Source organism: Stutzerimonas sp. R40042 (genome assembly GCF_026642215.1).
Taxonomy (GTDB): Bacteria; Pseudomonadota; Gammaproteobacteria; order Pseudomonadales; family Pseudomonadaceae; genus Stutzerimonas; species Stutzerimonas frequens.
The window spans coordinates 2,973,237-2,995,635 of record NZ_CP113258.1; the positions used below are offsets into that span (position 1 = coordinate 2,973,237).

Genomic DNA, 22,399 nt, shown 5'->3' on the forward strand with positions numbered 1-22,399 from the left:
GCCCGTCGCCCAATCAATCGCGCTTGCGCTTGTTGCCCATGCGCACACCGATATCCATCAGGAACTGGAAGAAGCCATCCTGATCTTCCAGCACATTGCTCCAGAACGGCGAGTGATACAGCGCCACGGCTCCGTGCACCAAGGCCCAGGCGGCGCAATAGTGGAAGTACGGCGGGACGTCTTCCAGCTTGCCCTCGGCGATGCGGCCCTTGATCAGCTGGGTCAGGTGTTCGAAGTTGGACGCGCGGATGCTGTGCAACTGCTCGACCATCTCTGGCACCTGGTTGCCCTTGACCACTTTCTCCTCGAGGCGGTCGAACAGACGGTAACGCTGCGGGTCGCGCATGCGGAACTCGAAATAGGCGCGCGACAGCGCTTCCTTGTCGCGATCCAGGTCAGGAGAGTGGAGGATCTGGTTCAGGTCGCGCTCGTAGTCGAGCATCAGGCGCAGGTAGATTTCGGCCTTGGACTTGAAATGCTTGTAGATCGTGCCTTTGCCGATGCCGACCGCATCGGCAATCATCTCGACCGTAACGCTGTCCTCTCCCTGATCGAGAAAAAGCTGCAACGCGGTATCGAGGATTTCCTGTTCACGGCGACGAAATTCGCGGACCTTACGAGGTTCATTCTGCATAGGAAGGCTGCTTTGAGGAGAAAAACGAGGCAGCCATTATGCCTAACCGGTCATCAAATGCACGGGGCATCCAGCGATGATTCACATAAATGACGAATTTCCACAAATAGTCGATTTGCGATATCTGAACCATGCTGCCGTCGCGCCGTGGCCCCGTCGAGCTGCCCGAGCCGTCAGCGCCTTCGCCGAGCAGAACGCCACTCTCGGCGCACGGGACTATCCGCAATGGCTTACGGTGGAGCGCAGCCTGCGTCAGCGCCTGAAGCGCCTGCTCAACGCGCCGAGCAGTGGCGACGTAGCACTGGTCAAGAACACTTCCGAAGCGCTGTCGTTCGTCGCCTTTGGCCTGGACTGGAAACGCGGCGATCGCATCGTCATCAGCGATGAGGAGTTCCCGTCCAACCGTGTCGTCTGGGAGGCGCTGCGCCCACTCGGTGTGGAAGTCGTCCAGGTGAGCCTGAAAGGCGACGATCCGGAAGGCGACCTGTTGGCGGCCTGCGGACCACGGGTGCGGCTCATGGCAATCAGCGCCGTGCAGTACGCCAGTGGTCTGCGCCTGGATCTTGCGCGCTTGGGCGAAGGCTGCGAGCAACGTGATGTATTGCTGTGCATCGATGCGATCCAGCAGCTCGGCGCCCTGCCCTTCGACGTTCAGCACAATCGCTGCGCCTTCGCCATGGCCGACGGCCATAAATGGATGCTCGGTCCGGAAGGACTGGGTGTCTTCTATTGCCGCAGCGACCTGCGTGATCAGGTGAAACTGCACGAGTACGGTTGGCACATGCTGGAACATGCCGGCGATTACGATCGCACGGACTGGGAACCGGCGCGCAGCGCGAGGCGCTTCGAATGTGGCAGTCCCAATCTGCTCGGCGCGATGGCCCTCGAGGCAAGCCTGTCATTGCTGGAGGAGGTTGGCATGGAGCGGGTCGCAGCCGAGCTCGATGAGCGAATCGAGTGGTTGTGTCAGGGGCTTGTAGAACTGGACGGCGTCGACATCCTGTCGCCGACAACGCCCGACCGACGGGCCGGTATCCTCACGTTCCGCCTGCAAGGCTGGGACAACGCGGCGCTATTCGAGCGACTGAAGGCAGAGCAGGTCGTCTGCGCCCTACGCGGCGGCGGCATTCGCTTCTCGCCGCATTTCTACACACCGCAGCGCGTCATCGATGAAACCGTGGCACTCCTGCAGGAGCTGGCAAGGCACTGACGGCGATCAGTCAGCGAGACATGTATTCCAAAAGCGTTTAAAAAGCGCGGAAATCCGCCAGCAGATAACTAATGCAGCGTTAATACTTGAGTCACTGGCTAGGCAATCCCCCCACTGCCTGGCCAGATGAGGTCGCCTGGATTGCGATTTCATACTCCTAATGGTCTTGGCCCGGCTTCTCAGGAATCCGGGTTTTTTTTCGCCCCTGAAAGACCTCATCACGCCGACGCATCGCGTATATGCGCTCGCAATCGGAAACACAGCCAGAGGAAGCCGATCCAGAACGGGATGGCGAATACCGACAAGCGAATACCGGGAATCCACAACATGATCACCAGAATGCCGCTGACAAAAGCCAGGCACAGGTAATTGCTAAATGGGAACCAGAACGCCTTGAAGCTCGGCTCCACGCCCTGGCGCTGCATTGCCCGCCGAAACTTCAGGTGGGCCAGGCTAATCATCGCCCAGTTGATCACCAGCGCGGCCACCACCAGTGACATCAACAGCTCCAGTGCGCCCCGTGGCAGCAGATAGTTCACCAGCACGCAGAGCAGTGTCACCACAGCCGAGACCGCAATGGCGAGCACCGGCACACCGCGAGCATTGACCTTCATCAGGCTGCGCGGCGCATCGCCCTGCTCAGCCAGGCCGTAAAGCATGCGGCTGTTGCAGTACACACCGCTGTTGTAGACCGACAGAGCGGCGGTGAGCACGACGAAATTGAGCAGGTGAGCTGCGGTTTCACTGCCGATCAGCGAGAAGATCTGCACGAAGGGGCTACCACTGTAGGGATCGCCCGCTGCCCCCAATGTCTGCAGCAGCCCATCCCACGGATAGAGCGCAAGCAGCACGGTCAGTGCGCCGATATAGAAGATCAGGATGCGGTAGACAACCTGATTGATCGCCCTGGGAATCACCGTCTTCGGATCGGACGCCTCTGCTGCTGTGATGCCGACCAGCTCCAGGCCGCCGAAGGAGAACATGATGATCGCCAGCGCCAGCACCATGCCGCTGAAACCATTGGGGAAGAAGCCGCCATGGCTCCAGAGATTGCTGATGCTCGCCTGCTCGCCGCCCTGCCCGCTCACCAGCAGGAACAATCCGAGCAGGATCATGCCGATGATGGCGGCGACCTTGATGATGGCGAACCAGAACTCGGTTTCACCGAAGGCCTTCACGTTGCTCAGGTTGATCAGATTGATCAGCACGAAGAAGGCGGCGGCGGTTGCCCAGGTCGGCACCTCCGGCCACCAGAACTGCACATACTTGCCCACCGCCGTCAGTTCGGCCATGCCCACCAGCACGTATAGCACCCAGTAGTTCCAGCCGGACAGAAAGCCTGCGTAGCCTCCCCAGTACTTGTGCGCGAAGTGGCTGAAGGAACCGGCTACCGGTTCTTCGACGATCATTTCACCGAGCTGACGCATGATCAGAAAGGCGATGAAGCCGCCGATAGCGTAACCCAGGATCATGGACGGGCCGGCGCTCTTCAGCACCCCGGCGGAGCCTAGGAACAAGCCGGTGCCGATCGCCCCGCCCAGGGCGATCAGCTGGATATGACGGTTTTTCAGGCCTCGTTGCAACGGGCCGGTGTGCAGCGTCTCAGCGGTCATTACGCCACCTTGCGGATAAAGTACGGAGTGCGCAGTGCGCGCAGCAGATCAGGCAGGGTGCACAGCACGGAAATAGCGGTCGTCGTCAGCCGCGAACCCGTGCCAGCGGAAACAGGGATCTGAAGTTGGCGGTGGTCTGCTCCGCGAGATGTTCGAAGGAAACACCACGCAACTGCGCAAGGAACTCCGCCACCTCGCGTACGTACTGGGGCAGGTTGGCCTTGCCACGGTACGGAATCGGCGCGAGATAAGGGGCGTCGGTCTCCACCAGCAGCCGATCGGCAGGGACTTGCCGAGCGACCTCGCGCAAGGCATCTGCATTACGGAAGGTGACGATGCCCGAAAGCGAGATGTAGAAACCGAGGTCCAGCGCGGCCTTGGCCATCTCCCAATCCTCGGTGAAGCAATGCAGTACACCGGCCTGGGGTAGCTGAGCTTCGCGCAAAAGGGCCAAGGTGTCTGCGCGCGCGGCGCGGGTATGCACGATGACCGGCTTGCCGGTGACCCGAGCAGCCTCCAGATGCAGGCGGAACGACTGCTGCTGGAGTTCGGCCGCCTCGGGTTCGTAGTGGTAGTCCAGCCCCGTCTCGCCGATGGCAACGGCATGCGGATGCTGCAGCTCACTTAGCAGCCAGTCCAATGCCGGCTGGCTGGTCGGCTCCAGGTCGAGCGGATGAACGCCAATCGAACAGTCAACATCGGCATAACGCTCGGCCAGCGATTTGACCGCCGACGCGTTGTCGGCGCTGACCCCGATGCACAGGAAGTGCCCGACTCCGCGCGCGCGGGCTGCATCGAGCGCTGCATCGAGCGAGCCGTCATGGGCGGTCAGGTCGAGTCGGTCAAGGTGACAGTGGGAATCTACCAGCATGGAGGGCGCAACTTGCTATCGCAGAAAAGGGGCGATTGTAGAGCAAATGGCGGGGAAGCAGAAAAGGCAGGCGGCACAATGGCGCCTGACGTAACGCACCGGGACGCCGACGATCACATGGTATGGGTCGGCCGATCGGATTTCAGCGCGCCGGCCAGATAGGTTTCGATCTTGTTGCGCGCGGTGTTGTCACCCTCGTTGAATTGCACGCCGATGCCTGCGGCACGACTGCCCTGGGCACCCTTGGGGGTGATCCAGACCACCTTGCCAGCCACCGGAATCTTCTCCGGCTCGTCCATCAGGTTCAGCAGCATGAACACTTCGTCGCCGAGTTTGTAGCTCTTGTTGGTCGGGATGAACAGCCCGCCATGCTTGATGAATGGCATGAACGCGGCATAGAGCACCGATTTGTCCTTGATGGTCAGAGACAGGATGCCGTTACGCGGACCAAGGTTTGCTGGCAGGCTCATGCGGTGTTCCTAACGAAAAGTCGGTCGATTCTAGCCCGCGCCTGGCAGCGTTGCCCACTGCACCAGCAGCGCTTCGAGAAGCAACACACGGTTGAGGTTGGCTTTGCCCAGCACTTTTTGTCGATGCTCGAGCAACCAGTCCTGCAGCGCGATCACTTTTTGCTGCGAGGATTTCTGTGCAAGATACTGCAGCACCTTCTGCATATCGGCCGCGCCGAGCTCCGCTTCATCGCCGGCCATCTGGTAACGCAGGATCAGATGCGCCCATTCGCAGAACCAGTCGAAAAGCAGGATCAGTGGCAGCGCGTTCCAACCTTCGGCGAGCTGGCTGGCCGATTGCTGTTGCTTGAGCAGCTTCTTCACACCGTCGACCACCTGCGCACGCAGCTCCAGGACCTTCTGCTCGTGCAGTTTGAGCGCCGCCAGCGGCGACCCAGCGGCAAGGGTCAGCAACTGCTCACGAAGCTCGGGAGCAAGCTCAGGCAGCTGCGCGGCGAGCCAGTCGAGGCACTGCTGTCGCCCCGGCAATGGGCAGGCCTGCTGCACGCAGCGGCTCTTGATCGTCGGCAACAGGCGGCTGGGCTGATGGCTGATCAGCAGTAGCACCGTATCGCCCGATGGCTCCTCGAGGCTCTTGAGCAGCGCATTGGCAGCATTCAGGTTCATGGCCTCGGCGGGTTCCAGTAGGATCACCTTGCGCCCACCCAGCTGCGCCGTCTGGGTGACGAAGCCGACCAGATCACGGACCTGATCGACCCGGATAGCCTTGTCGACCTCCTCGGGCTCGAGGATGTAATGATCCGGGTGGGTCTGCGCGGCAAGCAACTGGCAGGACTTGCATTCACCACATGCGCGGGCATCGACCGGCCGTTGGCAGAGCAACAGCGCCATCAGCTGCTCGGCCAGCAAGCGTTTGCCGATACCTGCCGGGCCATGCAGCAGATAGGCGTGCGCATGCTGAGCACGCCCCGCCAGCTGCCGCCAAAGATCAAGCTGCCAGGGAAGCACGTCAGCCATCGAGGCGCACCAGCAACTCGGGAATCAGCGCCTCGACATCACGCTGGACCGCGCTGAGCGGTTGTCCGGCGTCGAGGACGCGATAGCGCGGAGGCGCTGCTTCCGCGCGCTGCAGATAGGCACTGCGCACCGCTTCGAAGAAGCGCATGCCCTCCTGCTCGAAACGATCGAGGCGTCCCCGTGCGGCCGCTCGTGCCAGTCCCACTTCCACTGGCAGATCGAAGATCAGCGTCAGGTCAGGGCGTAGATCGCCCTGTACAAAGGTCTCCAGCTGCGCGATCCGCTCAAGGGGCAGGCCACGACCGCCGCCCTGGTAGGCGTAGGTGGCATCGGTGAAGCGATCACATAACACCACCGCCCCTCGCGCCAGCGCAGGACGGATAACCTGCGCCAGGTGTTGCGCGCGCGCGGCGAACACCAGCAGCAGCTCGGTATCGACCGCCATCGGTTCGTCCGCAGGCGTCAGCAGCAGGTCACGAATGCGCTCGGCCAGTGGCGTACCACCGGGCTCGCGGGTCAATACCACATCCAGCCCCCCGGCTCGAAGGCGATCTGCCAGGTACTCTCGATTGGTACTCTTGCCCGCGCCTTCGGGGCCTTCGAGGGTGACGAAGAGTCCTTTCATTGAGCGTTCTCGCTATTGGCCGGGGCCTGCCGGGGCGGCGGACTGGAACGGTAATCGGCGCGACGCTTGAGCTGATACTCGCGTACCGCACGGTTGTGCTGCTCAAGGGTGTCGCTGAAGACGTGGCTACCATCGCCGCGGGCGACGAAATAAAGACTGGAGCCGTCGACCGGATGCAGTGCGGCCCGGATCGCCTCACGTCCGACCATGGCGATCGGCGTCGGCGGCAGGCCAGCGTTGGTGTAGGTGTTGTATGGCGTCGGCGTCCGCAGATCGTTGCGAGTGATGCGCCCCCGGTAGGCTTCGCCCATGCCGTAGATCACCGTCGGGTCTGTCTGCAGAAGCATGCCGCGCGCCAGTCGGCGCACGAAGACGCCGGATATCTCGCCCCGCTCTTCCGGCACACCGGTTTCCTTTTCAATGATCGAGGCCATGATCAATGCCTGATAGGCATCCTTGTACGGCAACCCCTGCGCACGCTGCTGCCATTCCTCCTCAAGCACCTGTTCGAGGCGAGTGAAGGCACGGCGCAACAGGTCCAGGTCGGACGCTCCGCGAGTGAAACGGTAGGTATCCGGGAAGAAACGCCCTTCCGGATGCAGCTCCGGCGCGTCAAGTTTCGCCATGATCTCCGCATCGGATAGGCCATCCAGGGTCTGCTCCAGCTTTGGCTGGTTCTGCAACGCACTACGCAGTTGACGGAAATTCCAGCCCTCCACCAGGGTCAGGCTGTACTGCACAACCTCGCCCCGCTGCCAGAGTCCGATCATGTCCCGCGCAGTCATGCCTGGCGCGAGGCGATACTCACCGCTGTGCAGGCTCTGCCCGGACAGGTTCAGGCGCCAGTACAGGCGCAGCCAGAACGCATCTTCCAGCACGCCGTCGGCCTCCAGCCGTTGGAATACACCGCTGGGCGTATCGCCTGGCCGCACATCGAGCAGCAAAGGCTCGTCAGTCACAGCCAAGGGCTGCTCCAGCGCAGCATGTTGCTTCCAGGCGAACAGCCCGAGCGCAATTACTGCCAACAGGGACACCGTCAGCAGCAAGACAAGAAGTTTACGGATCACGAATCACTCAACAGGTCGGCAACAACGGTCTGCAGTTTACGGGTCAGCGGACCGACCGGCCAGACACACTCGGCCAAACCTGTGACCGGCCAGATGCCGTAGAGGCTGTTGCAGAGAAAAACCTCGTCGGCCTGCATCAGTTCGGCATAGCTGACGTCGCACTCGCTGAGCGGCAGCGCCAGTCCGGCGGCGCGAGCCATGATTTCAGCGCGCATAACGCCGGCAACGCCACACCGGGCAAGCGAGGGCGTCCGCAGCTGGCCATCGGCAACCAGGAAGAGATTGCTGAACACGCCCTCGATCACCCGGCCGGACAGATCCCGCATCAGCCCTTCGGCAAAAGCTGGATCCTGCCACTCGGCACGCGCCAGCACCTGTTCGAGTCGATTCAGATGCTTGATCCCCGCGAGCCTCGGCTGTTCCGACAGGCGCGTGTCACAAGGAAAGAGCCGAACACCGTCATCGGCATGCTGCGCTGGGTAAGCGGGAAGCGGCGATCCCAGCAGCAGGCGCCGCGGTTGACAGGGCTGTGGAAGTGCATAGCCGCGCTGACCGGTGCCGCGTGTGACGATCAGCTTGGCGACACCCTGGCCGAGCGCCTGACAGAACCGCAGTAGCTCATTGCGCAACTCGTCTATGTCGACGGGAATGGCGAGGCGTCGCGTGCCTTCACCCAGACGCTGGAGATGCCGGTCCAGCAGATGCGCCCGGCCGCCCGTCACGCGGATCGTTTCGAACAACCCATCGCCGTAGGCCAGTCCGCGATCGTGAACGGGCAACCCTTCTGCGGGCCGCCCGTTCAACCAGCTCAACGTCACTCGGCGAACCGGCGGAACACCAGCGAGCCGTTGGTTCCACCGAACCCGAAAGAGTTGGACACGACGACGTCGATCGGCCGCGGCTTGGCCTGATTCGGCACGAAGTCGAGGTCACAGCCTTCGTCCGGCTCCTCCAGGTTGATGGTCGGCGGCGCCACCTGATCCCGGATGGCCAGAACGCTGAAGATCGCCTCCACGGCACCAGCCGCACCGAGCAGGTGACCGACCATGGACTTGGTCGAACTCACCGACAGCTCGTAGGCGTGGCCACCGAATACGCTGCGAATGGCGGCAGCCTCGGCCTTGTCGCCAGCCGGCGTCGAGGTTCCGTGAGCGTTGATGTACTGCACCTGCTCGACGTTCAGCTGGGCGTCGTTCAGCGCATTGCGAATGCAGCGCGCCGCACCGGCTCCGTCGTCGGGCGGCGAGGTCATGTGGAAGGCGTCTGCGCTCATGCCGAAGCCGATCAGCTCGGCATAGATATGCGCACCGCGTGCCTTGGCATGTTCGAGCTCTTCGAGCACCAGCGCCCCGGCTCCGTCGGAGAGCACGAAGCCATCGCGCCCCTTGTCCCACGGCCGGCTCGCCCCTGCCGGGTCATCGTTGCGCGTGGAAAGTGCGCGCGCCGCGGCGAAGCCACCAATGCCGAGCCCGCAGGCCGCCATCTCGGAACCGCCGGCAACCATCACGTCGGCTTCGCCGTAGGCAATGTTGCGCGCGGCCATGCCGATGCAATGGGTGCCTGTGGTGCACGCTGTGGCGATCGCATAGTTGGGGCCTTGCAGGCCAAGGTGAATCGACAGGAAACCGGACACCATGTTGATGATCGAGCCAGGCACGAAAAACGGCGAAATACGCCGCGGCCCCTGCTCCATCAGTGCCTTGCAGCTGTTCTCGATGTTGGTCAGGCCACCGATACCCGAGCCCATCGCCACGCCGATTCGCTCGCGATTGGCATCGGTGATCTCCAGGCCCGAATCACGCACAGCCTGAAAACTCGCAGCGAGGCCATACTGAATGAAAAGGTCAAGCTTGCGAGCTTCTTTCGCTGGCAGGTACTGCTCGACATCGAAGCCTTTGATCGACCCGCCAAAACGAGTGGAGTAGGCCGAAAGATCCATGTGCTCGATCAGGCCGATACCACTGCGACCAGCAAGAATACCCTGCCAGCTGCTTGGCACATCGTTACCCAGAGGCGAAAGCATGCCCATCCCGGTGACTACGACGCGTCTACGCGACACAGCGATTACTCCTATACCTAAACGTACTTGGCTCACTCCTGCCGCGACAGGAACGGTTCGAGCGCAAGGCAAGCGCCCGCAGTCTCGATAAAACCCCTCTCAAAGAAAAGCCGCACTACCCGATCAAGGCAGTGCGGCTTTCTTGATTCCGAGCGGATTACAACTTACTGCGCGTGCGCGTTGATGTAATCGATGGCTTCCTGAACGGTGGTGATCTTCTCAGCCTGCTCGTCCGGGATCTCGGTCTCGAATTCCTCTTCCAGAGCCATCACCAGCTCAACGGTGTCAAGAGAGTCGGCACCCAGGTCTTCGACGAAGGAAGCGCTGTTGGTTACTTCCTCTTCTTTAACGCCAAGTTGCTCGGCAACGATTTTCTTGACGCGTTCTTCGATGGTGCTCATACCTTGTTTTCACTCCTATGGAAAAATCAGGCAGCTGGTTTGCGCGGTAGTGTATAGAAAGCGTTTTCCGCATTTCAAGCTGGAAGCAGGCAAGCATGACGCCGCCTTCAACCATCTATCTATAAATCAGCTGCAGTTTTATAGCTAATTTAAAGACAGCCGTTATGACTGTCCTCCTGCGTTTGGCGTCACACTCAGCTCATGTACATGCCGCCATTCACCGGCACCGTGGCACCGGTAACATAGGCAGCGCCGTCAGAAGCAAGGAAAGCAACGACCTTGGCAATCTCTTCGGCCTGACCGAGACGCCCCAGGGGAATCTGCCCCAAGAGCGCATCACGCTGGGCTTCCGGCAACTCGCGAGTCATGTCGGTGTCGATGAAACCAGGCGCCACGGAGTTCACCGTAATGCCACGCGAACCGACTTCCCGCGCCAATGCACGGCTGAAACCCTCCAGTCCGGCCTTGGCTGCGGCGTAGTTTACCTGCCCTGCGTTGCCCATGGCACCAACCACCGAACCGATATTGATGATGCGACCCCAGCGCGCTTTGGTCATGCCGCGCAGCACCGCCTTGGACAGGCGATACAGGCTGTTCAGATTGGTATTGATGACGTCATACCATTCGTCATCCTTCATGCGCAGCATCAGGTTATCGCGGGTTATCCCGGCATTGTTGACCAGAATCGCCGGCTGCCCGAGGTGCTGCTGAATGTGCTCCAGCGTGCTGCTGACCGATTCGTCATTACCGACATCGAGCACCAGACCTGCACCTTCGATACCGTTTTCCTTCAGCGTTTCGGCGATGCGCTCGGCGCCTGAAGACGTGGTCGCCGTCCCGATCACGATTGCACCCTGACGGCCCAGCTCAAGGGCAATGGCCTGGCCGATGCCGCGGCTCGCACCGGTTACCAGTGCCACCTTACCTTGCAGATTCATAGCGTTCTCCTTGTTCATGCCAATGCACCACGGGTCGCGGCAAAGGCTTCGGGGGTGTCGAGATTGTAGGTGCTGACGCCCTTGACGCAGCGCTTGTTGAGACCGGATAGCACCTTGCCGGGGCCGCACTCGACCAGCGAAGTCACGCCGCGATCACCCAGGACCACCATGGATTCGACCCAGCGCACCGGGCTGTACAGCTGAGCCAGCAGATCGCGCTTGAGCGTATCCAGATCGGCCACCACCGCGGCACTGACGTTCTGCACCAGCGGGATCTGCGGCGCCTGCCAGGCGATCGCCTCGACCGATGCGGCGAAGCGCTCGGCTGCGGGGCGCATCAGATCACAGTGCGATGGCACGCTGACCGGCAGCGCCATCGCGCGCTTCGCGCCTTTGGCCTTGCAGGCCTCGATGGCGCGCTCCACGGCCGCAGCACTGCCGGCGATGACTACCTGACCCGGTGCATTGAAATTGACCGCACTGACCACCTCACCCTGAGCGGCCTCGGTGCAGGCAGCCAACACATCGGCATCTTCGAGACCGAGGATAGCCGCCATGCCACCCTGGCCGGCCGGCACCGCCTGCTGCATCAGCTGACCGCGCAGCTGGACCAGCTTGACTGCATCGGCGAACGGCAGGCTACCAGCGGCAACGAGTGCGGAATACTCGCCAAGGCTATGTCCGGCAACGAAAGCAGGCCGCGCACCACCCTCCGCTTGCCACAGGCGCCAGAGCGCAACAGAAGCAGCAAGAATGGCTGGCTGGGTCTTGTCGGTCTGATTCAATTGCTCTTCCGGGCCCTGCTGAGTCAGTGCCCACAGGTCGTAACCCAGCGCAGCGGAAGCCTCGGCAAAGGTATCGATGATCACGCTCTGCTGAGCACCAAGCTCGGCCAGCATGCCGAGCGATTGCGATCCTTGGCCAGGAAAGACGAAAGCGAGTGATGCAGACATGAAAACGACTCTCTTATAGGTTCTGTTCGTCTGAAGAACACGCCCGTGCAGGCGTACCGAATTTCAGTTGGATGGCCAGCCATCTCCAGCGGTCACATCATCCGCTCCACCGGATAGCCTATCGCCAGAGAGAAATTGCCCCAGACGACTGCGCAGCTGCTCCGGAAGATCATGCTCGACATCCTGCGTCGCACGACGAATGGCCGCCTTGAATCCATCCGCACCGGCGCTACCGTGACTCTTGACCACAATTCCCTGCAACCCAAGAAAACTAGCACCGTTGTATTGCGCCGGGTTGAGTTCCGCACGCAATCTACGCAACAGCGGCAACGCAGCTGCGCCGACGATGCGCGCCGCGACCGACCGGCGGAACAGCGCCTCAACCTTGGCGACCAGCATCCCGGCCAGTCCCTCACTGGATTTGAGCAACACGTTACCTACGAAGCCATCGCACACCACGACATCCGCTTCGCCGCGATACAGCCCATCACCCTCGATGAAGCCACGGTAATTGAGACCCGAAGCCTGCTGCAGCAGCGCAGCGGCCAGCTTGACCTGCTGGTTGCCCTTTATCTCTTCCGTGCCGACGTTCAACAGCGCAACGCGCGGCTGCTCTGTCCCGAGGGACTCCGCGGCCACAGCGCCCATTATCGCGAACTGGTAGAGCTGCGCGGCCGGGCAATCGACGTTGGCGCCGAGATCCAGTAGCAGGCAAGGCGCGCCTTGCGTCGGAAGAGCGGTCACCATAGCCGGCCGATCGATACCGGGAAGGGTTTTCAACACCTGACGCGCCAGCGCCATCAGCGCACCGGTATTACCGGCGCTCACACAGGCTTGCGCATTACCGTCACGCACCTGCTCGAGCGCCAAACGCATCGACGAACGAGGCTTGCCGCGTAACGCTTGAGCAGGACGCTCGCCCATCGCGACCGTCTCAGGCGCATCGACGATTTTCAGGCGCGAGTGATCAACGCCGGAATGCTTGGCAACCAGCTGTTCAAGAAGAGAGGATTGGCCGACGAGGACCAGATGCAGCGAGGAGTTTTCAGCCAGACAGGAAAGACTGGCCGGAACAATGCAGTGGGGACCGAAGTCCCCACCCATTGCATCGATCGCGATGACCGGAGCGGACAAGGATTACTCGTCAGCGCCCTTGTCGATCACCTTGCGACCACGGTAGAAACCGTCCGGGGAAACGTGGTGACGTAGGTGAACTTCACCGGTGCTCTTTTCCACGGACAGAGCGTTCGGCTCGAGCGCGTCATGAGAACGACGCATGTCACGGGCGGAACGGGATTTTTTGTTCTGCTGAACAGCCATTTGGATCAACTCCTAAACGTTTGGGTCACGCTTTAACTGCGCCAGTACGCTGAACGGGTTGGACCGCGTTACCTCGTCCTCACTCGGCTCAGGCTCATCTGGCCCAACCGGCGGCTGGCAAATTTCAGGGTCATGGAGTGGAACAATGGGCAGAGCGAGCAACAACTCGTCTTCGACCAGCGCCAGCAGATCCAGAGGATCCTCTCCCACTTCCAGCACGTCGTAGCCCTTGGGCAGGTGCTGACTGCTCGCCCCTTCATTCACAACGGCATAATCGCACTCGCTATGAATTGGCAGAACAACCGGCTCCAGACAGCGCTGGCAGATCATCTTGACCTCAACGTCGAGCTGACTGTGGATCACCACAGTACGCTGCTCGTCGCGCCCAAAGGCAAAACTGGCGCGCACCACACCCTGATCATCTTCGAGAGGATCGGCGAGCCGCTTGAGCTGAGACAGCTGCAGCTCACCCTCAAGAGTGGCCGCTCGGTCAGCGAGCTTGCGCGGATCAACGTGCGGAGGTATCGGTCCTTTCAACATAAGCGCGGCATTCTAGGGAGGAGCCTTTCGGCTGTCAAAGGAATTCCGCCCATACGCGCCGCCCACTTACAATTGCCGACCCATGCATATAAAGGAAGGACTCATGCGCCATCTGCTGCTTGCCTCCAGCTCCCGCTACCGTCAGCAATTGCTTTCGCGCCTGCAGGTTCCATTCGACAGCTGCTCTCCCGATATCGACGAAACCCCCATGCCAGGAGAAGGTGCGGAGCAACTGGTGCGTCGACTGGCCGAACATAAAGCCCGAGCCCTGGCAACCAGCCACCCGAACCACCTGATCATCGGATCCGACCAAGTGGCCGTGCTGGATCAACAGATTCTCGGCAAGCCAGGCTCGCCAGAGCGCGCAAAGGAGCAATTGCAGGCTGCCAGCGGCAAAAGCGTTCGATTCCTGACCGGCCTGGCCGTGCTCGATAGCGCGACCGGCCGGACCCAGGTGGACTGCGTACCATTCACCGTGCACTTTCGAACGCTGGACGAGGCACTGATCGAACGCTATATCAGCATTGACCAACCCTTCGACTGCGCCGGCAGCTTCAAAGCAGAAGGGCTGGGCATCAGGCTGTTTAGGGCAACGGAAGGAACAGACCCGACCAGCCTGATTGGACTACCACTAATTCGCCTGACGGACATGCTGCTGAACGAGGGGATCGAAATCCCCTGACACTACCTCAGCATTGGCCCCTGCACACCGACCAGCATTGCCAGACGCTCGGCGACGCCCGCCCCGAGCTTCTTGGTGAACCGATCGAGCGGCGATTCCTTGACCGTATAGTCGACCATTTCCGGCTCACCGATCACTTCGCGCGCGACGTGGGCGGTACTTCCCAGTCCATCGACAAGCCCCAGCTCGAGAGCCTGCTCGCCCGACCAGATGAGCCCCGAGAACAGCTCGGGGTGCTCGGCATCCTGAAGCCGCTCACCCCGACCGCGCTTGACGCTATCAATGAACTGCTGGTGAGTAGTGGCCAGCACCTCACGCCAGAACTCGGTCTCCTCGGGATTTTCCGGCTGAAACGGATCCAGGAATGCCTTGTGCTCGCCTGCCGTGTAGACCCGACGCTCGACACCCAGCTTCTGCATGGTATCGACAAAGCCGAAAGTGGCTGCCGTAACGCCGATCGACCCCACCAGACTGGACTTGTCGGCATAGATCTCATCTGCCGCACTGGCGATGTAATAGGCGCCCGAGGCACCCAGATCGGTGATCACAGCATAGACCTTGATGGCCGGGTACTCGCCGCGCAAACGGCGAATCTCATCATAGATGTATCCCGACTGCACCGGACTGCCGCCGGGGCTGTTGATGCGCAGGATCACGCCTTTTGTATTCGCATCTTCAAACGCTGCCTGCAAGGCCCCGACGACGTTGTCGGCACTAGCCGACTCTTCATCAGCAATCATGCCTCGCACATTGATGACCGCGGTGTGACTCTCCCGCACAGCCTTGTCTTTTCCGAACTGCAGTGCAGGCGAAAACAGCGCCAGCGCCCCGAACAAATAGATGAAGGTCAACAGCTTGAAGAATATGCCCCAACGCCGAGCACGCCGCTGCTCCTGAACACCCGCAAGCAGGGTCTTCTCCAGCAACTTCCAACTGTTGCGATCGTCCTTGGACTCATCCACCGGAGCTTTCCATTCATCCGACATACGTATTCACCTCGGAACCAGCCATGGAGCGCAGCCAACTGCCGAGCCCCGAAAAACAATCGATCACCAGGCGCGGCTCGAACTGCTGCAGGACCTGCAGCGGCTGCGCGCCGTAGCCAACCGCAACACTGTCCACCCCAGCGCGACGAGCCATCTGCAGATCGAACACCGAATCCCCGATCATCAGCGCCCGCTCCGGCCGAACACCGCAGTGCGCGAGGATCTCTTGAATCATCAGTGGATCAGGCTTGCTAGCCGTTTCATCCGCGCAACGCGTGATGTCGAATAGATCCTCCCACCCCTGCCCCGCCAGCACACGATCAAGCCCACGGCGTCCCTTGCCGGTCGCAACCGCGAGCAAATAGCCAGCCTCGCGAAACTCCGAAAGTGCCTCGGTGACACCGGGGTACGGCATCGAAGGCTGAGCTTCCAATCCCAAGTAATGGTCGGCGTAGTGCTGACGAAACGCCTCGACCAGCGCCGCATCGGCCTGATTCGGGTACAGCATCTCGATAGCTTCAGGGAGCGCCAGCCCAATGATGCCCTTGACCGCCGCATCGTCGACCTGCGGCAGACCACAGATCCGAGCAGCAAAGTGGATCGATTCGACGATACGCCCGATCGAGTCGATCAGCGTGCCATCCCAGTCGAATATCAGCAGCTGGTAGTTACTCACCAAGTCGCTCCAGCGTTTTCGCCCACATTTCATCCACCGGGGCCTCCAGCGACAGCTCGCCACCATCAGGGAGCGGCACCTTCAAGGCATAGGCGTGCAGAAACAGCCGTTTGCCGCCCAGATCGCGGATCTCACGAGTAAACTCTTCATCGCCGTACTTGCTGTCACCGGCAATGCTGTGACCTGCGTGACGCGCATGGACTCGTATCTGATGGGTACGCCCCGTCACCGGCTTGGCCTCGACCAGAGTGGCAAATTCGCCAAAGCGACGAAGTACGCGAAACAGCGTCAGCGCCTCCTTGCCGTCGTCGGTCACTTCGACCATCCGCTCGCCGGAGCGCAGGGTGTTCTTCAACAGCGGCGCACTGACCTGCTTCTTCGATGTCTCCCAACGCCCGCGTACCAGCGCCATGTAGCGCTTGTCGACACCATCCCCTCGCAGGGCCTGGTGCAGATGGCGAAGCATGCTGCGTTTCTTGGCCACCATAAGCAGGCCGGACGTATCCCGATCCAGACGATGGACCAGTTCGAGCTCCTTGGCGTCAGGACGGAGCTGACGCAAGGCCTCGATCACTCCATAGCTCAGCCCACTGCCACCATGCACGGCGATACCGGCGGGCTTGTTCAGCACGATAAGCGACTTGTCCTCATAGACGATGGCGTTTTCCAGCCGCTCCAGCAGTCCCTGCGCGAGCGGCTCCGGCTCATCGCGCTCCGCCAGCCGCAACGGCGGAACGCGCACGAGATCGCCCGCCTGGAGCTTGTACTCGGGCTTGATCCGCCCCTTATTCACCCGCACCTCGCCTTTACGCAGAATGCGGTAGATCAGCGTTTTGGGGACGCCTCTGAGCTGGGTTCGAAGGAAGTTGTCGATGCGCTGGCCGGCAAGTTCCGGCGCGACCTCGAGTATTTGCACACCGGAGGTCTGGGAGGGGGTATTGGTCATCGCGGCATGATACCAATTTTCATGGAATTGAAGCACTTAAACATTGCTGTTATAGTCGCGAACGCCGCCAAAAGCGGTCAGGTCACAGGATGCCAGCGATATCGCCATCCGTGACCGGCAAACAATGTTCGAGGACGTGAGGCCGTCCGACGGAGCTTCCCTCAAGTAGCGGTGAAGTTGCGAAACAAGCCTTGAAGACATGATGCGTGCCCCTTAGGGGAATCGCGATAATCGACAACCCGCTCCCCGGATTCTGCGAGCGGCACCCGATTTTCAAAGTATGCGTGTTGGGTGGAGATGCACAGCATCGGATTGCGTAGCAAAGGCTTTCACAGACGTTTCATTCCGTCCGCTACCGATGCCTGATTCCTCCTCCCGAACCATTGCTTCTGTTCCGACAGCAAGCAGGAGACGTCGTCGCGACGCCGGCCCATTTGGCCGCACATCGCTGGACACTGGAGTGCCTTACAACCATTCCTGACTCACCTGACACCGACCGCGAGAGTCGTGTGTGCCGAACGCCGTTTCCGGATGCCACGGAAACCGACGGTACTACATGAAAAGAATGCTAATTAACGCAACTCAGCCTGAAGAGTTGCGTGTTGCACTGGTCGACGGCCAACGCCTGTTCGATCTGGACATCGAATCCGGTGCCCGCGAACAGAAAAAAGCCAACATCTACAAGGGCAAGATCACCCGCGTCGAGCCCAGCCTCGAAGCCGCTTTCGTGGACTTTGGTGCAGAGCGCCACGGTTTTCTTCCTCTCAAGGAAATCTCCCGCGAGTACTTCAGCAAGGCACCTGAAGGCCGTGTGAACATCAAGGACGTCCTGCGCGAAGGCCAGGAGGTCATTGTCCAGGTCGAGAAAGAGGAACGCGGCAACAAGGGCGCCGCCCTTACCACCTTCATCAGCCTTGCCGGCCGCTACCTGGTGCTGATGCCGAACAACCCCCGTGCGGGCGGCATTTCGCGCCGCATCGAGGGCGAAGAGCGCAACGAGCTGCGCGAAGCGCTGAATGGCCTCAATGTCCCTGCCGATATGGGCCTCATCGTACGCACCGCCGGCCTGGGTCGCTCCAGCGAAGAGCTGCAATCGGATCTGGACTACCTGCTGCAACTCTGGACCGCGGTCAAGGAGGCGTCCCAAGACCGTGCTGCCCCGTTCCTGATCTATCAGGAATCCAATGTCATCATTCGCGCCATCCGCGACTATCTGCGCCAGGATATCGGCGAAGTGCTGATCGACAGCGTCGAGGCACAGGACGAAGCGCTGAGCTTCATCCAACAGGTGATGCCGCAGTACGCCAGCAAGATCAAGCTCTACGAAGACTCAGTCCCACTGTTCAACCGTTTCCAGATCGAAAGCCAGATCGAAACAGCCTTCCAGCGTGAAGTGAAGCTGCCTTCCGGCGGCTCCATCGTTATCGACCCGACCGAAGCCCTGGTGTCCATCGACATCAACTCGGCGCGAGCCACCAAGGGTGGCGACATCGAAGAAACCGCGCTGCAGACCAATCTGGAAGCGGCCGAGGAAATCGCACGCCAGCTGCGCCTGCGCGACATCGGCGGCCTGATCGTGATCGACTTCATCGACATGACGCCGGCCAAGAACCAGCGCGCCGTCGAGGAAAAGATGCGCGAAGCCCTGGAAGCCGACCGTGCACGTATCCAGGTCGGCCGCATCTCGCGCTTCGGCTTGCTGGAAATGTCCCGCCAGCGTCTGCGCCCCTCTCTGGGCGAGACCAGCGGCATTGTCTGCCCGCGTTGCAACGGCCAGGGCATCATCCGCGACGTCGAATCGCTGTCACTGGCAATCCTGCGCCTGATCGAAGAAGAAGCCCTCAAGGATCGCACCGCCGAGGTTCGCGCCCGCGTGCCCTTCCAGGTCGCAGCATTCCTGCTCAATGAAAAGCGCAACGCGATCACCAAGATCGAACTGCGCACCCGCGCACGTATTTTCATCCTGCCGGACGACCATCTGGAGACGCCGCATTTCGAAGTGCAGCGCCTGCGTGACGACAGTCCCGAGATCGTTGCCGGTCAGGCCAGCTACGAGATGAGCCAGAGCGAAGCCGAAGAAGTCCAGCCGGTCAGCTCGACTCGCACCCTGGTTCGCCAGGAGGCCGCGGTCAAGACCGCACCGCAGCGCAGCGCCCCCGCCAGTGCCGCTCAGGCACCTGCCGAAGCACCCGTGGCCACGCCTGCACAAGAGCCGAGTCTGTTCAAGGGCCTGATCAAATCGCTGGTCGGCCTGTTCGCAGGCAAGGCCGAGGAGCCACAGGCCGCTGCGCAAGTGGAGAAGAAGCCGGCATCCGCCCGCCCGCAGCGTAACGACGAGCGCCGTAGCGGTCGCCAGCAGAACCGCCGGCGCGACTCGCGTGGCGGACGTGATGACGAGCGCAAATCGCGTGAAGAACGCCAGCCGCGCGAAGAGCGCCAATCCCGCGAGGAACGCCAGCCTCGTGAAGAGCGGCAAGAGCGCCAGCCGCGTCCACCTCGCGAGGAGCGCAAGCCCCGCGAGCAGGCAGAGGCCGGCGAGGCCCAGCCACGTCGCGAACGTGCCCCGCGTGAAGAACGCAAGCCCCGTGAAGAACGCAAGCGTGAGCTGCGCGCACCGATCGACGAGGCGCCGGCAGTAGCGCAGGAAGAGCAGGCCGAGCGCCAGCCTCGCCCCCCGCGTGAAGAGCGCAAACCGCGTGCCGAACAGCCGGCCGCCGCTGCGGATGAGCTGCTGCAGCAGGCCGTCGAAGCGGGCGAAACCGAAGACGCTCAGGAAGCCAATGAAGGCGCCGAAGGCAACGAGAGCGAGCGCCCACGTCGTCGCTCCCGTGGTCAGCGCCGTCGCAGCAACCGCCGTGAACGCCAGCGCGATGCCAACGGCAATGAGATCGAGGAAGTCGATGAGCGCAATGCCCCGGTGAAAACCGAAGAAATCGCCATCGCTGCAACTGCTGCCGCTCTGGCCGCCAACACCGCCGATACCGAGACTGCGCCGCAGGCAACGCTGGCCGAAGACGCAGTGATCCAGACCAGCAGCGAAGGCGTCGCGACGATCGTCGAGCACGCACCGGCCACCGAGGCCCCTGTTACCCAGGAAATGGACGAGCGCAAGGTTCTTGAGGAGCCGACCGCACCTGAGGCCACGGTCGAGGCTCCGGTACAACCGGCTGAAGAAGCGCCGAAAGAGGTAGCGCAGCCCGCTCAGCAGGCAGCGGCTCCGCAGCCTGCGCCCGAGCCGGTGGTCGAGAAGACCGAAGCGGCACCAGTTGCCACCCCGGCGTTGACGCCGAGTGGTCGCGCGCCCAACGATCCGCGTGAGGTCCGTCGCCGTCAGCGTGAAGCCGAGCGCCTGGCCAAGGAAGCGGCTGAAGCCGAAGCCAAGGCCGCTGCGGAACAACCGCTCGCTAGCCCGGAAATCGTCGCCAGTGAACCTGTCGTCGAAGCCCAGCCGGAACAGCCAGCCGCTGAGCAGGTAGCCGACGTCCAGCCCGAGCAGACGGTAGAGCCGGTGCTTGCCGAGGAACAGCCTGCGGCTGAAGAAAAGCCGATCGAACCGACCACCGAGCAGGCACCAGCCGCCGATGCAAGCGAGCGTGATCCGCTGGCATCGCTGACCGACGAGACGCCTCAGCCTGCTACCGATGAATCGGAGCAGCCTGCTCAAGGAACCGAGCCGGACAGTCGTGAGAAGCCGAAAGGCTAAAACGACACTGCTGTTGAAAGGGGATGCTTCGGCATCCCTTTTTTATTTCTGTTGTCCCGTCCTGAACAAGGTCTACACCTCGCTCGAGCACAGCGGAACGGGCGAACGGAACAGCACATACAAAAACGCCCAATGCATCGCATCGGGCGTCAGGTACGGGGATGTCATTGGAACCAGGCTGCCGCCCAGGCCATCGAACGACCATCAGAGCACGTTCGGCTCGATCTCCAGGGTGACACCGAAGCGCTCGAGCAGGTCGGCCTGAATTCGTCGTGCCAGGTTCAGCAGCTGCTCGCCGGTGGCCTGCCCATGGTTCACCAGCACCAGCGCCTGCAGCCGATGCACACCGGCGTCGCCATCACGAAACCCCTTCCAGCCCGCCCTTTCGATCAGCCAGCCGGCCGCCAGCTTCACCAGGCCGTCATCCTGTGGATAAGCCACCAGATCGGGATACGCCTCGCGAAGTGCCTGCGCCGTCTCGGCGGACACCAGCGGGTTCTTGAAGAAGCTCCCGGCATTGCCCAGCTCTCGTGGGTCCGGCAGCTTTTCACTGCGAATGGCGCAGACCGCACGACTCACATCCATTGCCGTAGGCTCGACGATCCCCTGCTCCGCCAGCCGCTGGCGGATCGGGCCGTACTCGAGATGCAAGGAGGCCTGGCGGCGCAGAGCGAAACGCACCCGCAGGATCAGATAGCGCCCCGGCCGCTGCTTGAAAACGCTGTCGCGATAGGCAAATGCGCAATCGTCCAGAGCGAATTCGCAAAGAGCCCCGGTTTCGATATCCAGTGCCGTGAGACCGGAGAATACATCCTTGATCTCGACCCCATAGGCGCCGATGTTCTGAATCGGTGAAGCACCCACGGTCCCGGGGATCAGGCTCAGGTTTTCCAGCCCGATCAGGCCCTGCTCCAGACTCCAGAGCACGAAGGGATGCCAGGGCTCCCCTGCCTCCACCTCGACGATCACCTGACCGGCCGACTCGTCGATGATCCGCTTGCCTCGACTGGCCATGTGCAGCACCAGGGCCGGCACATCACGAGTCAGCAGCAGGTTGCTTCCGCCACCGAGCGGCAGAAGCGGCACCTTGAGCTGGCGTGCACGGCCGATCGCCTCATGCACATCGGCATCACTGTGGGCCTCAGCGAAGTACCGGGCACGCTGGTCGACGGCAAAGGTGTTGAACGGCTTGAGGGAACGGTTTGCTTCTATGGTGAGGCTCACAGTCGCCCCTTTATCTCGGCGAGCAGCGCATCACTGGCCTCTTCGATGAGATTCAGCACGTTGTCGAAGCCGTCTGCTTCGCCATAGTAAGGGTCGGGCACTACGTCGCAGCCAAGCCCGTAGCGACGCAGCAGCAGGTCGACTTCCGCCTTGGCTGCATGCTTCGGGCGCAGAGCCTGCAGCCGTGCCAGATTGTCGTGATCCATTGCCAGGATGAGATCGAAGCGCTGGAAGTCCGCAATGGAAACCTGCCGAGCGCGCAAGGCGTCGAGCGTGTAACCACGCCGTCTCGCCGCCTCGCACGCGCGCTGGTCTGGCGCCTTGCCGACATGCCAGTCGCCGGTCCCGGCCGAATCGATCTCGACTCGCGCGCCAAGGCCGGCCTGCTCGATCCGTTGGCGGAACACACCCTCGGCCGTGGGCGAACGGCAGATATTGCCCATGCAGACGAACAGCACCTTCAT

The 22,399-nt window shown here is 61.7% G+C and carries 23 protein-coding genes; 3 read left to right on the forward strand and 20 right to left on the reverse strand.

The features are described 5' to 3' along the window. Positions 1-13: 13 nt before the first annotated feature. On the reverse strand, positions 14-634 hold the full coding sequence (locus tag OUY36_RS13990) for a TetR/AcrR family transcriptional regulator (protein ID WP_003299617.1): 621 nt from the start codon (positions 632-634) through the stop codon (positions 14-16). A 76-nt stretch (positions 635-710) separates the two neighbouring features. On the opposite strand from OUY36_RS13990, the gene OUY36_RS13995 reads away from it, so the two are divergent. After that, positions 711-1,844, forward strand: a complete 1,134-nt coding sequence (locus OUY36_RS13995; RefSeq protein WP_267934777.1) for an aminotransferase class V-fold PLP-dependent enzyme — start codon at positions 711-713, stop codon at positions 1,842-1,844. Positions 1,845-2,062: 218 nt separating this feature from the next. Here OUY36_RS13995 and OUY36_RS14000 read toward each other — a convergent pair whose 3' ends face one another. From OUY36_RS14000 to OUY36_RS14065, 14 genes are all read right to left on the reverse strand, one after another. After that, the gene (locus OUY36_RS14000; RefSeq protein WP_208216293.1) at positions 2,063-3,457 is read right to left on the reverse strand and encodes an amino acid permease; all 1,395 of its coding nucleotides are present in this window, start codon (positions 3,455-3,457) and stop codon (positions 2,063-2,065) included. An 85-nt stretch (positions 3,458-3,542) separates the two neighbouring features. Further along, positions 3,543-4,328, reverse strand: a complete 786-nt coding sequence (locus OUY36_RS14005) for a TatD family hydrolase (protein ID WP_063539879.1) — start codon at positions 4,326-4,328, stop codon at positions 3,543-3,545. A 113-nt stretch (positions 4,329-4,441) separates the two neighbouring features. Beyond that, the gene (locus OUY36_RS14010; RefSeq protein ID WP_037043113.1) at positions 4,442-4,798 is read right to left on the reverse strand and encodes a PilZ domain-containing protein; all 357 of its coding nucleotides are present in this window, start codon (positions 4,796-4,798) and stop codon (positions 4,442-4,444) included. A 30-nt stretch (positions 4,799-4,828) separates the two neighbouring features. Beyond that, on the reverse strand, positions 4,829-5,815 hold the full coding sequence (locus OUY36_RS14015) for a DNA polymerase III subunit delta' (protein WP_110776496.1): 987 nt from the start codon (positions 5,813-5,815) through the stop codon (positions 4,829-4,831). Continuing rightward, the gene (gene tmk / locus OUY36_RS14020) at positions 5,808-6,440 is read right to left on the reverse strand and encodes a dTMP kinase (protein WP_267934778.1); all 633 of its coding nucleotides are present in this window, start codon (positions 6,438-6,440) and stop codon (positions 5,808-5,810) included. The genes OUY36_RS14015 and tmk overlap by 8 nt, the downstream gene beginning before the upstream one ends. Further along, on the reverse strand, positions 6,437-7,507 hold the full coding sequence (gene mltG, locus OUY36_RS14025) for an endolytic transglycosylase MltG (protein ID WP_267934779.1): 1,071 nt from the start codon (positions 7,505-7,507) through the stop codon (positions 6,437-6,439). Before mltG ends, tmk begins: the two co-directional genes overlap by 4 nt. Then, positions 7,504-8,319 carry an aminodeoxychorismate lyase gene (gene pabC / locus OUY36_RS14030; protein WP_267934780.1) on the reverse strand — a complete coding sequence of 272 codons (816 nt, stop codon included), beginning with the start codon at positions 8,317-8,319 and terminating at the stop codon, positions 7,504-7,506. The genes mltG and pabC overlap by 4 nt, the downstream gene beginning before the upstream one ends. A 2-nt stretch (positions 8,320-8,321) precedes the next feature. Next, on the reverse strand, positions 8,322-9,566 hold the full coding sequence (fabF, locus tag OUY36_RS14035; protein ID WP_063539884.1) for a beta-ketoacyl-ACP synthase II: 1,245 nt from the start codon (positions 9,564-9,566) through the stop codon (positions 8,322-8,324). Positions 9,567-9,730: 164 nt separating this feature from the next. Further along, positions 9,731-9,967: an acyl carrier protein gene (acpP, locus tag OUY36_RS14040; protein ID WP_003283670.1), complete on the reverse strand. Its 237-nt coding sequence runs from the start codon at positions 9,965-9,967 to the stop codon at positions 9,731-9,733. Between the two features lie 194 nt (positions 9,968-10,161). Then, positions 10,162-10,905, reverse strand: coding sequence for a 3-oxoacyl-ACP reductase FabG (gene fabG, locus OUY36_RS14045; protein ID WP_063539885.1), 744 nt, complete (start codon positions 10,903-10,905; stop codon positions 10,162-10,164). Positions 10,906-10,919: 14 nt separating this feature from the next. After that, positions 10,920-11,858: an ACP S-malonyltransferase gene (fabD, locus tag OUY36_RS14050; protein ID WP_267934782.1), complete on the reverse strand. Its 939-nt coding sequence runs from the start codon at positions 11,856-11,858 to the stop codon at positions 10,920-10,922. Positions 11,859-11,921: 63 nt separating this feature from the next. Next, positions 11,922-12,992 (reverse strand): phosphate acyltransferase PlsX, encoded by a 1,071-nt coding sequence (gene plsX, locus OUY36_RS14055; RefSeq protein ID WP_267934783.1) that lies wholly within the window; start codon positions 12,990-12,992, stop codon positions 11,922-11,924. Between the two features lie 3 nt (positions 12,993-12,995). Beyond that, positions 12,996-13,178 carry a 50S ribosomal protein L32 gene (gene rpmF / locus OUY36_RS14060; RefSeq protein ID WP_003293518.1) on the reverse strand — a complete coding sequence of 61 codons (183 nt, stop codon included), beginning with the start codon at positions 13,176-13,178 and terminating at the stop codon, positions 12,996-12,998. Positions 13,179-13,190: 12 nt separating this feature from the next. After that, positions 13,191-13,718, reverse strand: coding sequence for a YceD family protein (locus OUY36_RS14065; protein WP_063539888.1), 528 nt, complete (start codon positions 13,716-13,718; stop codon positions 13,191-13,193). A 103-nt stretch (positions 13,719-13,821) separates the two neighbouring features. Between OUY36_RS14065 and OUY36_RS14070 the strand changes: the two genes are divergently transcribed. Then, positions 13,822-14,400: a Maf family protein gene (locus tag OUY36_RS14070; protein ID WP_200595466.1), complete on the forward strand. Its 579-nt coding sequence runs from the start codon at positions 13,822-13,824 to the stop codon at positions 14,398-14,400. A 2-nt stretch (positions 14,401-14,402) separates the two neighbouring features. Here the strand turns inward: OUY36_RS14070 and sppA are convergent, their stop codons facing one another. Genes sppA through rluC form a run of 3 tightly spaced genes read right to left on the reverse strand, consistent with a single transcriptional unit; the run spans position 14,403 to position 17,008 of the window. After that, complete coding sequence (gene sppA, locus OUY36_RS14075; protein ID WP_110776491.1) at positions 14,403-15,386, reverse strand: signal peptide peptidase SppA; 984 nt, start codon at positions 15,384-15,386, stop codon at positions 14,403-14,405. After that, the gene (locus tag OUY36_RS14080; protein WP_267934784.1) at positions 15,376-16,062 is read right to left on the reverse strand and encodes an HAD-IA family hydrolase; all 687 of its coding nucleotides are present in this window, start codon (positions 16,060-16,062) and stop codon (positions 15,376-15,378) included. Before OUY36_RS14080 ends, sppA begins: the two co-directional genes overlap by 11 nt. Then, the gene (rluC, locus tag OUY36_RS14085) at positions 16,055-17,008 is read right to left on the reverse strand and encodes a 23S rRNA pseudouridine(955/2504/2580) synthase RluC (RefSeq protein WP_267938177.1); all 954 of its coding nucleotides are present in this window, start codon (positions 17,006-17,008) and stop codon (positions 16,055-16,057) included. Before rluC ends, OUY36_RS14080 begins: the two co-directional genes overlap by 8 nt. 556 nt (positions 17,009-17,564) lie before the next feature. Between rluC and rne the strand changes: the two genes are divergently transcribed. Beyond that, entirely contained in the window at positions 17,565-20,711 is a 3,147-nt protein-coding gene (rne, locus tag OUY36_RS14090) for a ribonuclease E (RefSeq protein WP_267934785.1), read from the forward strand. A 204-nt stretch (positions 20,712-20,915) separates the two neighbouring features. On the opposite strand, the gene murB is transcribed toward rne, so the two are convergent. Both murB and OUY36_RS14100 read right to left on the reverse strand, forming a co-directional pair. Beyond that, positions 20,916-21,935 carry a UDP-N-acetylmuramate dehydrogenase gene (gene murB / locus OUY36_RS14095; RefSeq protein WP_267934786.1) on the reverse strand — a complete coding sequence of 340 codons (1,020 nt, stop codon included), beginning with the start codon at positions 21,933-21,935 and terminating at the stop codon, positions 20,916-20,918. Next, complete coding sequence (locus OUY36_RS14100; protein ID WP_200595478.1) at positions 21,932-22,399, reverse strand: low molecular weight protein-tyrosine-phosphatase; 468 nt, start codon at positions 22,397-22,399, stop codon at positions 21,932-21,934. The genes murB and OUY36_RS14100 overlap by 4 nt, the downstream gene beginning before the upstream one ends.

Excerpts from the sequence above, each read along its gene's own strand:
- OUY36_RS13990 (WP_003299617.1), bottom strand. The coding sequence starts at position 634 with ATGCAGAATGAACCTCGTAAGGTCCGCGAATTTCGTCGCCGTGAACAG.
- OUY36_RS13995 (WP_267934777.1), top strand. The coding sequence starts at position 711 with ATGATTCACATAAATGACGAATTTCCACAAATAGTCGATTTGCGATAT.
- OUY36_RS14000 (WP_208216293.1), bottom strand. The coding sequence starts at position 3,457 with ATGACCGCTGAGACGCTGCACACCGGCCCGTTGCAACGAGGCCTGAAA.
- OUY36_RS14005 (WP_063539879.1), bottom strand. The coding sequence starts at position 4,328 with ATGCTGGTAGATTCCCACTGTCACCTTGACCGACTCGACCTGACCGCC.
- OUY36_RS14010 (WP_037043113.1), bottom strand. The coding sequence starts at position 4,798 with ATGAGCCTGCCAGCAAACCTTGGTCCGCGTAACGGCATCCTGTCTCTG.
- OUY36_RS14015 (WP_110776496.1), bottom strand. The coding sequence starts at position 5,815 with ATGGCTGACGTGCTTCCCTGGCAGCTTGATCTTTGGCGGCAGCTGGCG.
- tmk (WP_267934778.1), bottom strand. The coding sequence starts at position 6,440 with ATGAAAGGACTCTTCGTCACCCTCGAAGGCCCCGAAGGCGCGGGCAAG.
- acpP (WP_003283670.1), bottom strand. The coding sequence starts at position 9,967 with ATGAGCACCATCGAAGAACGCGTCAAGAAAATCGTTGCCGAGCAACTT.
- fabG (WP_063539885.1), bottom strand. The coding sequence starts at position 10,905 with ATGAATCTGCAAGGTAAGGTGGCACTGGTAACCGGTGCGAGCCGCGGC.
- fabD (WP_267934782.1), bottom strand. The coding sequence starts at position 11,858 with ATGTCTGCATCACTCGCTTTCGTCTTTCCTGGCCAAGGATCGCAATCG.
- rpmF (WP_003293518.1), bottom strand. The coding sequence starts at position 13,178 with ATGGCTGTTCAGCAGAACAAAAAATCCCGTTCCGCCCGTGACATGCGT.
- OUY36_RS14065 (WP_063539888.1), bottom strand. The coding sequence starts at position 13,718 with ATGTTGAAAGGACCGATACCTCCGCACGTTGATCCGCGCAAGCTCGCT.
- OUY36_RS14070 (WP_200595466.1), top strand. The coding sequence starts at position 13,822 with ATGCGCCATCTGCTGCTTGCCTCCAGCTCCCGCTACCGTCAGCAATTG.
- sppA (WP_110776491.1), bottom strand. The coding sequence starts at position 15,386 with ATGTCGGATGAATGGAAAGCTCCGGTGGATGAGTCCAAGGACGATCGC.
- rluC (WP_267938177.1), bottom strand. The coding sequence starts at position 17,008 with ATGACCAATACCCCCTCCCAGACCTCCGGTGTGCAAATACTCGAGGTC.
- rne (WP_267934785.1), top strand. The coding sequence starts at position 17,565 with ATGAAAAGAATGCTAATTAACGCAACTCAGCCTGAAGAGTTGCGTGTT.
- OUY36_RS14100 (WP_200595478.1), bottom strand. The coding sequence starts at position 22,399 with ATGAAGGTGCTGTTCGTCTGCATGGGCAATATCTGCCGTTCGCCCACG.